Origin of the sequence: Rhodococcus sp. 4CII, from assembly GCF_014256275.1 — a bacterium.
Lineage (GTDB): Bacteria > Actinomycetota > Actinomycetes > Mycobacteriales > Mycobacteriaceae > Rhodococcus_F > Rhodococcus_F wratislaviensis_A.
On sequence record NZ_JACCFE010000003.1, the window covers coordinates 175,512 to 190,158 of the forward strand.

The 14,647-nt window shown below is 66.2% G+C and carries 12 protein-coding genes; 4 read left to right on the top strand and 8 right to left on the bottom strand.

What is annotated here, in order from left to right; genetic code table 11:
- Window positions 1-6 precede the first annotated feature (6 nt).
- The 6 genes from H0B43_RS37555 to H0B43_RS37580 all read right to left on the bottom strand — a co-directional run bounded on the left by H0B43_RS37555 (window position 7) and on the right by H0B43_RS37580 (window position 7,828).
- Entirely contained in the window at window positions 7-1,518 is a 1,512-nt protein-coding gene (locus tag H0B43_RS37555) for a basic amino acid/polyamine antiporter (RefSeq protein WP_185730270.1), read from the bottom strand.
- Between the two features lie 505 nt (window positions 1,519-2,023).
- The gene (locus H0B43_RS37560) at window positions 2,024-2,407 is read right to left on the bottom strand and encodes a hypothetical protein (RefSeq protein WP_185730269.1); all 384 of its coding nucleotides are present in this window, start codon (window positions 2,405-2,407) and stop codon (window positions 2,024-2,026) included.
- Window positions 2,397-4,550: an integrase gene (locus tag H0B43_RS37565; protein WP_185730268.1), complete on the bottom strand. Its 2,154-nt coding sequence runs from the start codon at window positions 4,548-4,550 to the stop codon at window positions 2,397-2,399. Before H0B43_RS37565 ends, H0B43_RS37560 begins: the two co-directional genes overlap by 11 nt.
- Window positions 4,547-5,611 (bottom strand): hypothetical protein, encoded by a 1,065-nt coding sequence (locus H0B43_RS37570; RefSeq protein WP_185730267.1) that lies wholly within the window; start codon window positions 5,609-5,611, stop codon window positions 4,547-4,549. Before H0B43_RS37570 ends, H0B43_RS37565 begins: the two co-directional genes overlap by 4 nt.
- Window positions 5,612-5,688: 77 nt before the next feature.
- Window positions 5,689-6,312 (bottom strand): hypothetical protein, encoded by a 624-nt coding sequence (locus H0B43_RS37575; protein ID WP_185950107.1) that lies wholly within the window; start codon window positions 6,310-6,312, stop codon window positions 5,689-5,691.
- A 1-nt stretch (window position 6,313) separates the two neighbouring features.
- Window positions 6,314-7,828, bottom strand: coding sequence for a site-specific integrase (locus H0B43_RS37580; protein WP_185950108.1), 1,515 nt, complete (start codon window positions 7,826-7,828; stop codon window positions 6,314-6,316).
- A 107-nt stretch (window positions 7,829-7,935) separates the two neighbouring features.
- Between H0B43_RS37580 and H0B43_RS37585 the strand changes: the two genes are divergently transcribed.
- The 3 genes from H0B43_RS37585 to H0B43_RS37595 are packed head-to-tail and all read left to right on the top strand — an operon-like array spanning window position 7,936 to window position 11,502.
- On the top strand, window positions 7,936-8,358 hold the full coding sequence (locus H0B43_RS37585) for a hypothetical protein (protein WP_185950109.1): 423 nt from the start codon (window positions 7,936-7,938) through the stop codon (window positions 8,356-8,358).
- Window positions 8,291-9,415 (top strand): tyrosine-type recombinase/integrase, encoded by a 1,125-nt coding sequence (locus H0B43_RS37590; protein WP_185730263.1) that lies wholly within the window; start codon window positions 8,291-8,293, stop codon window positions 9,413-9,415. Before H0B43_RS37585 ends, H0B43_RS37590 begins: the two co-directional genes overlap by 68 nt.
- Complete coding sequence (locus H0B43_RS37595) at window positions 9,412-11,502, top strand: tyrosine-type recombinase/integrase (RefSeq protein ID WP_252190329.1); 2,091 nt, start codon at window positions 9,412-9,414, stop codon at window positions 11,500-11,502. The genes H0B43_RS37590 and H0B43_RS37595 overlap by 4 nt, the downstream gene beginning before the upstream one ends.
- A gap of 3 nt (window positions 11,503-11,505) precedes the next feature.
- On the opposite strand, the gene H0B43_RS37600 is transcribed toward H0B43_RS37595, so the two are convergent.
- Complete coding sequence (locus H0B43_RS37600) at window positions 11,506-12,468, bottom strand: recombinase family protein (RefSeq protein WP_185730262.1); 963 nt, start codon at window positions 12,466-12,468, stop codon at window positions 11,506-11,508.
- A 391-nt stretch (window positions 12,469-12,859) separates the two neighbouring features.
- Between H0B43_RS37600 and H0B43_RS37605 the strand changes: the two genes are divergently transcribed.
- Window positions 12,860-13,483, top strand: coding sequence for an FHA domain-containing protein (locus H0B43_RS37605; RefSeq protein ID WP_185730261.1), 624 nt, complete (start codon window positions 12,860-12,862; stop codon window positions 13,481-13,483).
- Window positions 13,484-13,579: 96 nt separating this feature from the next.
- Here H0B43_RS37605 and H0B43_RS37610 read toward each other — a convergent pair whose 3' ends face one another.
- A complete protein-coding gene (locus H0B43_RS37610) occupies window positions 13,580-14,632 on the bottom strand; it encodes a hypothetical protein (protein WP_185730260.1) in 1,053 nt (350 codons plus the stop codon).
- Window positions 14,633-14,647 lie beyond the last annotated feature (15 nt).

Sequence of the window (14,647 nt, forward strand, 5' to 3'; positions counted from 1 at the left end):
CCTGGATCACTGGTGTGGAAGATACGGGGGCTCGGCCGGAGTGGGCTGTTCGATCTGGATGGCACCGGTGGCCATCAGCACGATGCCGACGATGGCGCCGACCAAAACGACAGCGAAGATCGTCAGGCCAGGACGGGTGAATACGGTCTCACCCTGTTTACGTCGCGCGGAGTAGTAGAGAAACGTTGCCGGAGCGAGCAGCACGCACGAGAGAAAGAGGAACAGGTAACCGGCCGCCCACAGCAGGAAGAGGGTGTAGACGGTGGAGATCGCAGCCACGACAAGTTCACGGGTGCGACCGGGGTCGCCTGCGGGGTAGCCATCGTGCGTGAGAGCGATTTTCAGGGCATAGGCGGAGGCGAGCGCAAAGGGTAAGAGTGCCAGCGCCGCGGTGAGGTCGAGGGTGAAGTCCAGGGCGTTGCCGATGAACTGCACGGCGAACAGGATCGCGGTGACCAGGATCGAGGTCCACAACACCGCCGACTCAGGGGCGCCGTGCTTGTTGAGTCGTTCGAAGTAGGGTGGGAAGTCTTTGTCTTTCGCTGCAGCGTAGACAACATCAGCGGCGAGCAGCTGCCAGGCGAGATAGGCGCCCAGGACCGAGACGATCAGTCCGACCCTGATGAGAGTCCCGCCCCACTCGCCGGTCACGGATTCGAGCACGCCTCCGATGGAGGGCTGCTGCAACGCGGCGATCTCTTCTCTGGGGAGGATGCCGTAGGACAGGATCGAGATACTGGCGAACAGAGCCAACACCGAGAGGAACCCGAGGACGGTTGCCCGGCCGACATCGGACCGCTTCTTCGCGTGGCGCGAATACACGCTCGCACCTTCGATGCCGAGAAACACGAACACCGTGATCAGCATGGTGCCTTGTACCTGCTGAAACAGGGAGTCCCCGCCGACAAGGTCGTATCCGCCGGTCAGATTGTCGGCGAAGACGTCGGACTTGAAGAAGAAGATCACGAGAACCAGGAACAGCAGCAGCGGAACCAATTTCGCGACGGTGACGATCGTGTTGATCCATGCCGCTTCCTTCACGCCGTTGCGGATGAGGAAGAAGAACCCCCACACCGCGACTGCCGACACCGCGAAGGCCCACCAGGTGTCGCCCGACCCCAGGATCGGCTCGAGATCCGGGACCAACTGCGACACGGTGGTCATGATCAGCACCCAGTAGAATGCGTTTCCGGCGCAGGCGGATGCCCAGAACCCGACCGCGGAGAGGAAACCCGGGTAGACGCCGAATCCCTCACGGGCGTAGACATACACGCCGTTGTCCAAATTCGGTTTGCGCCGCGACAGGTTCTGGAACACGAAAGCGAGGGCGAGCATCCCGGTGCCGGCGATCGCCCAGGAGATCGCCGCCCCGTACACGCCGGTCTCGCTCGCGAACCGCGAGGGTAACTGGAAGACTCCTGCGCCGACCATCGAACCGACAACCATCGCGGTCATCGCGGTCAGACCCAGCTTGCCCGTTGCGTTCGCGGTGCTCACCGCGGCGGTGCCTTCGGCCATGATTCGACACTCGCTCCCACCGCGCAGGTGCCGCGGATTCAGTAGTTTGCGATTGCGACAGTATAAACCCCGATTACTGCCCGTTGCCGATTAATGATCTTTTGCTGTACGACACGAGGGTTGGACCCACACATGTTCGAAACTCGCTGGTGACAGCTCTGTTTTTGCGGGCGCTGTGAGCGTACGGGTCCGCTAATTTTGGCCTGATTGTGAATTCCTTTGTCCCTGAATCGGGTCGCCAATTTATGGGAGTTCACTTATCCGTAAATCCGGTCCGTTCGGCGCACCCATGGAGATCGGTGCGCTTCCCGATTCGATTCTCCGGTGGCTGACCGACGCCGGCTGGGACACCGCGCCCGCACTGCGGTGCCCCGATCACTCATCCAAGTAGGACAGTCCCTCGATGTGGGCCAGGGAGTGCCAATTTCGGCCCAGAACAACCGACAAAGCAACCCCGGTGGTTACGTCTCACTTGATGACGAGGTTCCGAGCTCGAGGTAATCGATCAGGCGCGGATGACCGGAGCGGCGCGTGCGTCGCGGTGGAGGTTGTCGTTCTCGATGGTCAGTACGTGCAACGCGCGAGCGAACGTTTCGCTGGTCAGGCGGTAGCGGTCTCGTTCGTCTCGCAGCGACTGGTTGGTCTTCTGCAGGGTGGCGATCTGCTCGCGGAGCTTGACTTCGTTGTCGGGTATTCCGTGGCAGGTTCGTCGCTGCGCGTAGAAGAGATCTTTGAGGTCGGTGTGCTTGTGGGTCAGTTTGTTTCGCTTCACCCCGGCTTCTTGTGCGAGGGTGACGATGTCGAGTTTGCCGGACGACCGCAGCGGTGTTCCCGTGAACAATCGCTGCATGGCCGCGGTGATGGCACGCCGGTCGTCGTCATCGGTCAACGTCGGTCTCCTCGCGGTTCGTGGTGCGGGTCTTCTCGTGTTGTTCGACGAGTTTGTTCAGGTGGGCTGCTCGTTGACGGAGGCGTTCACGCAGCGGCATCGGGGTGGCCGGCTCGGCGATTTCGTCGCGGAGTCGGGCGATCTCGGTGCGCAGTGCGGCGATGTGGGTGTCGGTGCGCGCAATGTTCGCACAGGCCGGATCGCATCGGTCGGTCGCCGGGGATTTTGACCGGCCGGACGGGTGGGCGCGATCTGGGTGGCAGAGCGCTTTGGTGGGGTCGTAGTTGCAGGTGAGGAAGGCCTCGGGGTTGTCGTGAACGTGGAATTGCGGAACTTTGAGCAGGGCGCGGGCCTGTGTAGGGGTCAGGAACATGCCCTCGTACCGGTTCCGGGCTTCGGTGGCGGCGCTGATCAGGCGGCGTGCGGCGGGCCCGGAGACGTGTTCGCCGCGGTGGAGACGATCGGCGACGGTGTCGAGGTAGTCAGCCATGGCTCGTGCGGTTTCGATGTCGAGGGTGCGGCGTAATCCGTCGCGGGCTCGTCCGGCGTAGCCGTCGGTGACCGTGGACGCGCGTAGGTGCCCGTACTGCACCGCGAGCGCGACGCGCCCGCCGGGCAGGCGGGCGATGTGCCAGGCGAGAGTGCGCCGGAAGCGGTTGACGTGCACCGGGCCGTGCGGATCGTCGGGGATGCGTTCGTCGGGGCGGGTGCGGGCCGCGTAGTCGTTCAGCCATGTGGTGAAGGCCGAGATCCGCGCGTTGGCGCCATGACAGGTCAGCGCCTCTCCACGCCGCTTCCGGGAGCCTGACGTGGTCGAGGCCCAGGAAGTTTTCACGGGGAACAACAACGGCCCATCCGCCATTCGCTCGAGCACGCGTACCGCGCGGACCACCGGCGCGATCGCGGTCCAGGGCGTGTCCCGGGGAAGCCCTCCGACCACATGCTTGCCGTCGCCGTCGCGGGCGCCCTTGAAGTAGTTGCCGTGGATTTGGTAACCGTGGGGGCGCGGGTCGTCGGGCCCGGGTTCCGGGCAACACCTGACCCGCAGTTCGAGCGCTTCACCGGGTCTCATCCCGGTCAGATACAAGATGACGATCAGGCAGGCGGTGGACAGTCGGTGCATGAGCTGAGGGGCCTCGTGGAAGGTGATGTGCTCGAGCCACGCTTGCCCGTCCACGCGCCCACGAATGGGGCTGCTCAGCGGTGCCTCCTCCGCCACGGACAGGTGCGATCCGTAGGCCCGGACGGCGTGGCTGGCCTGCTCCTTGCTGGCATTGGCGCGGCCGGCGAGGTAGGAGATCGCGAGCATCGGGCGCCCGTTGTGGATGCAACCGGGCAGCGGCCGATTCTCGGCGGCGTACTGTTCGACCAGCTTCCGCATGGCTGCGGACGCCGCGGGGTCGGCGTGCGGCCGGATCCGGCCGGTCAGCGTGTGGTGTTCCTGCCAGGCGGCGAGGATGTCGTCGGCGAAATCGTCGACGAACCGCATCGCCCAGATCAGCAGCGGCGACATCACCGCCGGGTGGATCGGGGGTGTGCCGTTCTCGTTGGTGGTGTCGGTTCGGGGCAGGTAGTCCCGCATGCATTCGGCCTGCCACGGTGGCATCGGAATGCGGTCGCCGGGCGGCAGGTGCGGGGCGAACCCCCACAGCAGGCTGACGGCGGCGAGGCGATTGACCGCCGTCGTCGTGGAGATCCCGCGACGGCCGACCTCGACGGCGTAGTCGGAGAGGTCGTCGACGGTCAGCGCGTCGAGGTCGGTGATGTTGCGAGCGAGCAGCCACTGCGCGAGTTGGCACCATTGGCCGACGACGTTGCGCATCGAGGCCGGGTGTAGCCACTTGCGTCGGTGAGCATTTCGGCTCCCCAGCAGCGCGTCGGGGGTCGGGAGGTTGACCAACGCCCACCCGGCCCGTCGGAACGCCGGCCGCAACGGCAGCGGGAACAGCTGCCAGTTCAGGCAACGGTGCGCCTGGTGGTCGTTGGTGTTTAGCGGGGACAGATCCCACCGCAGGTCACCGAACCGGGACACAGCCCCGGGTTGAAGGGTGTCGGGCAGTCGGTGCGGATCGAGGAAGGGGTCGTCGTCGTGTACCAACCGGTGCTGGTCACCGCTGGGGTTCGAGGCGGAGGCGGCGGTCATGCGTCGAAGGTCCTGCGGAGCAGCCGATCGATGGTCGTGCGGTCCGCATCCGTGATTCGGGTGCGGGCGTCGGACCGTTCGGCTGCGGTGGTGTGGGTGTCGAGCAGGGTGGAAATTCGCTGAAAGTGTTGCTGCCACTGCTGCTCCCACACGGCGGTGTCCAGGACGGCGTGCAGTTCGGTCATCCCGTCGTGCAGGTGGACCAGGCGCGGCAGGTGCCGCCGGGTGGCGACCGCGTTCGGGCAGGCCAAGCACAGCAGGAACGATGCGGTGCACGGCAGGCCCGGGTCGGTGTGCGGGCTGTGGGTGAAATCGGTGCAGGCGGCGGTGGCGGTGTCGAGGTCGCCTCGTTGGATGGCGGCGGCGAGCTCGGGATCGTCGGACAACTCGACCAAGGCGTCGGCGTCGCCGCCGAGGACCAGCCGCATTGCACCGATGAGGTGGGCGTGCTCGGCGGCGTCGGTGAGTCCTCGGGCGATCGTCTCGCTCGCTGCCTCACGGCCGGCGGGATCTCGCAGCATGTAGACCGTGTCGTGGACCTCCGAGGTGTTCTGGGCCGGTTCCTTGCGGATCAGCACCTGCACGGTGCGCCGCAGCCGGCGCAGGCTCACCGATTCGGTCCCGACCGTCAGGCTCTTGGCGATGCCGAACCCGAATTCCTGTCCGCGGCGGGACGGACACGCGGTGCGATAGACCAGCAGCCGATCAGTCGGTCGGCCCAGCACCGCCAGGGTCTCCCGGGCCGGTGCCGTGGCCTCGATGACCTGGCGCAGCAACCGTCCCGGACTGCCCGCGCCGCTGTCGACAAGGTTCGTGCTGGTGTGCCGCAGCCGCACCGGTCGGCGCGGCTTGTCGAGCTGCACGGTGAAGACGTCGACGGCGTCGGCCACGGCCGGGTCGTGCTCCGGGATCCGCATCCGGTGCAACACCGATTTGTTCCACGACTCGCTGGCCACCAGCAGGACCGCCGCCGCGAACACTTCACCGCGGCTCAGGAACAGCCGACCCCAGGTCTTCTCCGGTGCCAACCCGCCGAGGGCGGCCAGATAGCGGCGTGACATCCGTCGCCCGGTTCCCTCCTGTGGCGGAAGCAACGGCACCTCGCCCGTGCGGGCCACACAATCCAGTGCCTCACCGATCAACCAGTCGCTGCTCGCCGCCCGGAACTCGCCGGCCCGCCAGCGACGCAGATGTTCACGGTGTCCCGGATCCGGACCAGGGCGCTGTTGAACACGGTCGCGGCGGCCGAGCGGATTCGCAGAAACTCCTGGTAGGTGTAGGCGATCTCCGACGACGCCGGCGCGGGATCGACGCGCCGATCGACGACCTCGAGGGTCTCGGATGGAAGCTCGGGTGCCTGGGCCAGCAGCGATCGGAGCGCGACCAGGTGATGGCGAGTTCCGGCGGTCGGGGGAAGAGACATCCGCCAGGAAATCCACACCGCCGGGGTGATCTGCGCCATCGTCGTCGGCGGCTGCTCCGAGGCCGCCAGCCCGCGCAGCAACAACCGCACACTCTGATAGCCGCAGTAGCAGGTGTCCCACGAACGCCACCCACCTGCAGGCCCGATCTTGCGGTCGAACGCCGCCGCGAACTGTTGCCGCAGCACCAGGGTGCCCGGCAGCGGTGTGAAGTCGAAAGCGCCTTCGGCGATTCCGTTTTCGGACCACAGGGTCACCACCAGGCCGGTGCTTTCCACCGAGGGCGGACGTCGATACCCCGCGTCGGGCAACACCGCCTTGCTCCGATGTCGGCCCGCCACGCTAGGCTCCCCCGTCGGGTGCGATATCGACGACCCGGCCGGTGGACGCGGAGACCCGCGCGAGGACCGCGCTGAGGTCGTCGCTGCCGTCCAGAATCATTCCGAGGCGCAGACCGTTGAGCGGTTCGAGATAAATTTCCCGGGTCGTCTGTTCGCTCCGATGTCCAAGCAGGTCTTTGACCAGCGTAAACGCGTTCCCGTAGACGTTGCGCAGGTAGTCTCGCTCTGCCTTGTCCAGGCCGCACCGGGCATCGAGCCCACGCTGCAGCGTGACCAGCATCTTCAGCGCGAAGGAATGCCGGCAGCTGTGCGGAGTGATGCCGACCGGTTTCCCGAACCGCAGGCACCGGACGTTGGCCGCGGCGAACACCGCCTCCCAGGATCGGTAGTCCATCGGCAGCCCGGCATCGGTGAGCCACAACTGCAGCGGCTCGAGCCCCGCCTCGCCCTCGACGAACAGGCGACGCCGCTGACGCTCGTCGATCGCGGTGACGGGGAGCTCACCGCGGCGCCCCAACCCGTCTTCCCAGGCCAGTCGACGCTGACCTGCCGATGCCTTGGTGACGATCAGCTTCCCCGCCAACCGGTCGTAGCGGCCCGCCCGCTGTGCACGACGAATCGCATCACGCCGGGTCGTGGCGACGTAGCCGGCGATCCCGCTCAGCGTCTCCACGGGGACGTAGAAGCAGCGTTCGCGGCGCTTCGCGGTCGCGGCCGCCACCGGGCCCTCGCAATAGACCTGGCCGGTCATCGGGACCGGAACCTCGACGGTGAGCAAGCAGCCGCCCTCCCGCAGGCGCAGTCCGGTATCGAACAACAGATCCGCGAAGGCCGCGTTGCGGCCGTCGTTGCGGCCCCGCCAACCCGGCTCCGGCACACCGTCGCCCGAGTAGCCGCGCAACCCGATGTCGCGCCACAACCGATAGGTGCGAGGGGTCACCCACTTGACGTTGGCGACCCGCACGTCCTTCGGTCGACTGTCTGCCACCTCGACCACGGCGCCGTCGCGCCGGCGCACCGTGTGTGTCGCCACCGGGCTACGCTGCATCGCGCCGGTGACCACCGCCCAGTCGAACAGCAATTTGAACGCGGCCAGCTCCCGAGCCCACTTGGCTCCACCGATCGGTCGCGGGTTGTCCGTCGACCGGCGTCGCCACGACTCGTAGTCGCCGATGTCGTCGTAATCGGCTTGATCCCAGTACTTTCCGCGGCTCCACATGAAGCTGAAGAACAGTCGGTAATCCTTCACATACGATTGCCGTGTTCCCTCGGCGAGAAACGCGAACCGGGACCGGCGGAAGAACTTCGCCAGAACCGGATCGACCCGGCCGGCCGGGTCAATCAAGATCGGTGTGACCTCGTCGACTCCCGCCGCACGCTCGCGGGCATCGATGTCCACCCATCCGTCCAGCGTGTTGTCGAACCCGACGGGCACGTCGACACCGCGAGTGGTCCAGTACAACATCCACTCGGAGCAGTCCGGCGTGCATCCGGAAACCGCGTCCACAGAGGGCACTTTTCGAACGTAACCCCGTCATGACCGATATCGGTCGCAACACGCCCAGACCTTCGAGGGAACGAACGCTTGCCTCGATCGCTACCGGCCGCGACACCATCCCCGTGTTGGTGCGCTCGCAGGACACGACCGACGAGATCGAGCGTGCCATCGCCCGGATCAGTGAGCAGATGAACTCGAACAACCACCGCACCGGCCTGACGACCGCGCAGAACGCCGCCGGGATCGCCGAAATGCTCGACCTCGGGGTGCCGGTGGAACGAGTCTCGAAGGAGCTGAGCGTCAAGCGGAAGGCGGTCAAGCTGCTCGGCGCAGTCGGACGCCGCGAAGCCGCGCGCGCGAGCCTCGAGGAACAGGGCCTGACGATCGAACAGGCCGCGATCGTGGCGAAGTTCTTTCTTATGTGGACATCTCACGGCGAGCCGCAACCTGGATCGGATCAACTGGTGGTGGGCTGGTGTCATGCACGTGCAGACCGTGAAGACCGACGGAATCGTGTCCTCGGTGGTCCTGGTCGGGTCCGATGGTGAGCCAGTACTGCCGGTGACCCGGTTCCTGCGGTACGTGCTCGATTCCGGCAGGAGCCCGAACACCGCACTGGCGTACGGCTACGACCTGCGCCTGGTGTTCGAGTTCTTCGCCGAACACAACATCGATTGGCGTCGGTTCCGGCCGGCGCACGCCCTGGAGTTGCTGGGATGGTTGCGCCGTCGTCCGGCGCGCAGACCCGCCCAGCGACTGGGCCTGGCGGCCGTCGGACCCCGCGGGCGGTTGTTGGCGCCGGCGAGTGTGGCCCGGGTGTTGGCGGCGGTCTCGAGCTTCTACGACTGGGCAATCGTCGCCGAACTCGTCTCCGACGAGAATCCGATGCGCCGCCGCCGCGATATCGCGTTGGCGATGGTCGCCGAACGGCACCGCCCGTTTGCGGGACATGCGAGCAGACAACAGCCGGTCAGCCGGGACATCCGGGTCCGGATTCCGCGCCGTCTGCCGCGGCCGCTGAGCGAGTCCGAGGTGACCGCGGTGCTGGAGAGCATGACCTGCTTGCGGGATCTGGCGATGGTGCTGTTGATGCTCGACGGCGGGCTGCGGCCGGGAGAGGTGCTCGGTCTCCAGCTCGGTGATATCGCCTACGGGCGACGGCGGGTCACGATCCGCAAACGCGACGACCATCCGCGGGGTGTACGGGGGAAGTCCCGGCACGAACGGGTCGTCGACCTGCTCGATCCTCGCACCTTGGATGCGGTGAATCGGTATGTGCTGCATGAACGTCCAGTGGACGCGCCGAATCCGTTCGTGTTCCTGGTCGGCGGCCGGGGCGGTCGTCGTTGCGTGCCGCTCTCCTATGCCGCGCTCGTGCGGATGTTCGCCCGGCGGCTGGACGCCCTCGGGTTACGCACCGTCGACAAGACTCCCCACGCCTTGCGGCATACCCACGCGACGGTGATGTGGGAGGCGGGGATGCGGGAGTTGGCACTGCAGCGACGCCTCGGGCACGCCTCGCCGGAATCGACTCGGATCTACACCCGAGTGTCCGACATACAGGTCCGGGACGAGTACGCAGCGGCGCTACGGGATCGCCGATGACCGGGCCCGCGACTGCCCGGCCGGTACCCATCCCGCACCCGCGGCGGCACGTCGACGAAGGCGAATACCAGGCATGGGTCGGTGCCCATGTCCCTCAGCTTCCGGCCCAGTGGGTGCGGATGGATGCCTATCGCCGGTTCGTCGAGCGGTGGCCGGACCTGGAAACGTGGTTTGCCGAACCGCTGCCGGTGCGGCTGGGATTCGTCGGCGAGGGCATGCGATCCAATGGACGCACCGACTCCCACCGCGCCAGCGGCTACCTGGTGTATCTGTCCCTGGTCAAGGGGATCGGCCTCGACTTCGAGTTCCTGCTCGCCCGCAAGTACCCCCGCCTGCTGGATCGGCGTGGGGGCAGCGCCGGACTCGGCGTCGACCTCGCGCTGTTCGAGCAGTGGGTTGCGCGGCTGACCGAGCTGGGCCATTCCCCGGCCAAATCACATAGCAGCCTGATCTGGTGTCTGGGCCGGCTGATGCTTTATCGCGGCGACCCCGACCTGACCTCGATCACCGTCGCGGACCTGTTCGAGTTCGGGTCGGCGATCCGCGCATTCGCCGCCCGCGAGGATTTCAATGCGCTACGGCGGGCGCTGTTCCCGAACGGCCAATTCCTCGATGGTCCCGACGCCAACCGTGGATTTTTCCGGGCCCAGCTCGCCAATCTCCACGCCACCCATGTGCTGCTGTACAACGTCGGCCAGGTCACGGTGGCGCCGCGCATCGGCACGCGAACGATCGAGGACTGGACCGACCACCTGCTGCCCGAACCGTGCCCGCCCAAGATCCGGGAGGTCATCGAGCGGTACCTCCAACTGCGCCTCGACGCCAAACTCGATCGACCGCAGACGGTGCACCACGCCCGGCAGGCACTGCGCCGGCTCGTCAACTGGCTCGGCGCCCATCACCCCGAAATCACCAGCCTCGCCCAGCTCGACCGCGCCACCATCGAGGAATACATGCGGTGGCTGCCGAGCTGTCCGAGCCAACACACCGGCCAGCCGCTGACGACGACCACGGTCAAGCACGAACTCAACGCGATCGCCGGGTTCTGCCGCGACACCGCGGTCTGGGAGTGGGCCGAGGTCCCCGGCCGACCATTGCTGACTTCCCGCGACACGCCTCGGCGCCCGGAGTCGATTCCCCGCTACCTCCCTCAACACGAACTCGACGCAATCATGACCGCGATCGAGGACCTGACCGACCCGCTGCAACGTGCCGCACTGTTGTTGCTGCGCTGGTCCGGGGCCCGCCGCGACGAGATCCGCCGCCTGACATGGGACTGCCTCGATACCTATCCAGGCGGACATCCGCGGCTGCGGATCCCGGTCGGCAAAGGGCACACCGAACGGATCGTCCCGCTGCACCCGGACGCGGCCGCCGCCCTCGAGAATGCCATCGGCCTGGCCCGGGCCCAACGTTCGATCGCCCGGATCGACGAGGTCACCGGCCGGCGAGTCGATTACGTCTTCGTCCGCCGCGGCAAGCTGCTCTCGGTCAAGACCCTCTTCGACGAGGCGTTCCGGACCGTCTGCGGCGCTACGGGTCTGGTCGATGACCGCGGATCCCCGACCGTGAGCGCACACCGGTTGCGGCACACCCTCGGCACCCAACTCGCCGAAGGCGGCGCCCGCATCCAGACGATCATGGCGGTACTCGGCCATCGCAGCGCGACCATGTCCATGATTTACAGCCGCATCTCCGATCCCGAGATCCGCCGTCAATACGAGACGGCGCTCGCCGACGGGCACCGGATCGCCGGCCCGGCGGCCGATGCCCTGCTGCACGATGCCCTCGACGACGCCACCGTGGACTGGCTGAAGACGAATTTCCTCAAGACCGAACTCGAACTGGGGCACTGCCTGCGGCTGCCCGCCGAGGGGCCGTGCGAATGCGACCTGATGCTGACCTGCCCGAAGTTCCTCACCACCAGCGAGTATGCGCCGCGGATTAGGGCGCGCCTGGCGACCGAGCAAGTACTGATCGACGACGCCCGCTCCCGCGGCTGGGATCGGGAAGTCGAACGGCACGAAGCCACGTGCCGACGTCTGCAGCACCTGCTCGATGACCTCGACGACGGCGAGGCCCAATGATGTTCAGGAATGGTTGGGGCACAACAGGTCCGAATCCACCGACCAATCGTGGTGTGCGAGCCAGTCCCGCACCGGCACCGGGACCTCGTCGGTGCCGGGATCTGTTCCGGTGATCAGCGGGCCGTCGCCGCACCGGGAGCAGCTGATCACCAGGACATGTCCATGTGGCTGACAGCGGGCGCAGTGCCGCGTCTCGCGCAGGTGGCCGCGCTCGTCGAGGTGTAGCCAGACGGTGGCGAGGTCGGCGCGGTGCGGGACGAGGTCTTTACGCGTGGTGGGCTGATGTCCACAGGTGGGACATGCGAGCGGTTGGGCGCCCGGTGGTGGTGGCGACACCGAAACTGTTGACGGTGACGGCTTCTGCTCAGCCGCGGCGTCGGCGGTGAGCGTCTGCGCCGGCCGGGGCGGGAGATGCCGGTAGAGGGTGGAGCGGGTCAGCCCGGTCTTGCCGGTGATCTCAGCGATGGTGGCGCCGCCGTCCCGGAGTTGGGTGGCGTAGGCGAGTTGGGCGTCGGTGACCACGCTGGGCCGGCCGGTGCGGCGACCCTTGTCGGTGGCCACCGTGCGGGCATGGGCGGCCCGCTCGACCGCGTAGGTGCGTTCCATCTGGCCGAACAGCGCCAGCAGCACCACCGCCAGCTGTCCCATCGGGTCGTCCGGGTTCGTCGAGTCGATCCGGATCGGGTCGGCCAGGTTTCGGAATCCGATGCCGCGCTGGTGCAGGTCGTGGATCAGGTTGAGGGTGTCGCGGACGGTGCGGCCGAGTCGGTCGAGGGTGTGCACCACGATCACGTCGCCAGCTCGGGCGTAGCCGAGCAGGGCCTGCAGCCCGGGACGGTCGGTAGTGGTCCCGGACTTCCTGTCCACGTAAATGTTCGCCGAGTCGATCCCAGCATTGGTGAGAGCGTCGATCTGACGAGCGAGGTCCTGCTTGCTCGTGGACACCCGGGCATACCCCAACTCCATACCCTGATCGTACCGAAAGTCAGGTTTGTACGGGAATTATGACATGCTCTTTTGGGGCTGACTTTTGAGATGTTCTGACCAGGCGCTTTGCGGGGTGCATCAGTGAGTGGGCGACCGTCTCATTTCCAACCAGCGACTCCGCCCAAAACGACATACCCGGGTGCCTCCCTTCGAAAGGGATGGCGGGTAAGGAAATGGGACGGGTCTTTGTCGCGATTTTCCTCGAAGTGGTGCATCGCCACCGACGGGATCCATCCCGTCGGTGGCGATGTTCTCGCGGCCATTCTGTGCGCTCGCTTACGGGGACCTGGCTCGCGCCGATTTTGATGACCGATTGCGATCAGAATTAGAATGAGTCCGTCGGTATTTTCCCCGACATATGGGAGTGGTCATGGATGACCTGTCGAGCGGTCCCCGCCTCTGTTACTCCGACCGTGACGGCATACCGCGGGAATTCGTTCTCTCCGACCATGCACCGCGGGTGATGGTGGGGCGCTCCTCCGATGCCGATATCGCGTTCACCGCGGATCCAGATGTTTCCCGGCTTCATGCCACCGTCGAACGGATCGGGACATACTGGACGATCGTCGACGACGGGATGTCTCGTAACGGGACTTTCGTCAACGGGGAGCGTGTGACCGGTCGCAGACGGTTGAGATCGGGTGACCGCGTCCGCATCGGCTCCTCGATGCTGGCTTTCCGCCACGATGGGCGCGCCAGTGGCGCGCTTACCAATGTCGCCCATGCCGTGCCCACGCGCGAGTGCCTGACGAAAACGCAGCGCACGGTCCTGATTGCGCTTTGCGGCCCTCGCAAGAACAGGTCCGGTTTCGCCAGTCCCGCCTCGAATCAGCAGATCGCTGATCAGTTGGGCGTCAATGCCGAGACGGTCAAAACACACATGAGGGCATTGTTCTCCAAATTTGGGGTCGAGGACCTTCCGCAGAACCAGAAACGGGCCCGGCTCGTCGAACGGGCGATGCAGAGCGGGATAATCACCGACAAGGATCTGTGACGCAACCTCTCTTCCCGCCGATCTGTCGGCATACTGATTAAAACCCGTGACGGCTGGCGAATCAGATTCGCCGACGGCTCAAACATCGTCGGGGATTCAGAACTTTGAGCCGCCGCCGAGGTCGCCGGGCTGGAAGGTCTCCCCGGTGACACCGCCGCCGAGGTCGCCGGGCTGGAAGGTCTCCCCGGTGACACCGCCGCCGAGGTCGCCGGGCTGGAAGGTCTCCCCGGTGACACCGCCGCCGAGGTCGCCGGGCTGGAAGGTCTCCCCGGTGACACCGCCGCCGAGGTCGCCGGGCTGGAAGGTCTCCCCGGTGACACCGCCGCCGAGGTCGCCGGGCTGGAAGGTCTCCCCGGTGACACCGCCGCCTGGGACTGGGACTGGGACTGGGACTGGGGCTGGGGCGGGGAGGCCCGGCTGACCGCCACCGGGTGGTACCTGCTGGTCCGGGGTGGTCCCCTTGTCCGCCGGAGCTGGCTCGATCGAGTCGTCGGATGCCGGTTCGACCTGTTCGGTGACGGCTGGATTGGGAGGTGCCGGGGGAACCTTGGGTTTGACCAGCCAGAGCCAGCCGATGCCGAACACGATCAGGGCGGTGACTGACACGGCCACGATCTTCCAGAAGTCCTTGTTCCGCAGGGGAAAGTTTTTCGCCCAGAGATACGCCGGGACGGGCGGTGTCGGCTTCGGTTTTGGGACGGGCACGGTGAAGTTCAACTTTCCGGACTCCACCAATTCCCGGAGATCCTCCCAGTTCTCTCCGAATTCGGACTTCAACTTTTCGCGAAGTTCCTCCCATTGCCCTGCGGCATCACAAAACACATCTTCGACCTGAACCAGCTCCCGCCAGAGTCTTTCTTCCTCTTGCCGGAGTCTGTCAAGCTCGTCCAGATACTGCTGCCATCGCTCCTCAGTGAACACGAAATGTTCGCCGTTCTGTTCGACGAGGCCCCCACCATTTTCGTGCCAACTGTTTTGATATTCTTCCCGCCGCCTGCGGGCCTCCTTCCACCCATCGCGGGCCTCCTTCCAGCGTTTTGCCTCCTCGAGATAGCGCTGGTACGCCTCGTCATATTGTCGAAAGAGGTCCTTCGATTCCTGCTCGGTGATGGTGCATACGCTGACGCTGACCGCGACGTCGTCGCTCATAATGGTTACTTTCGG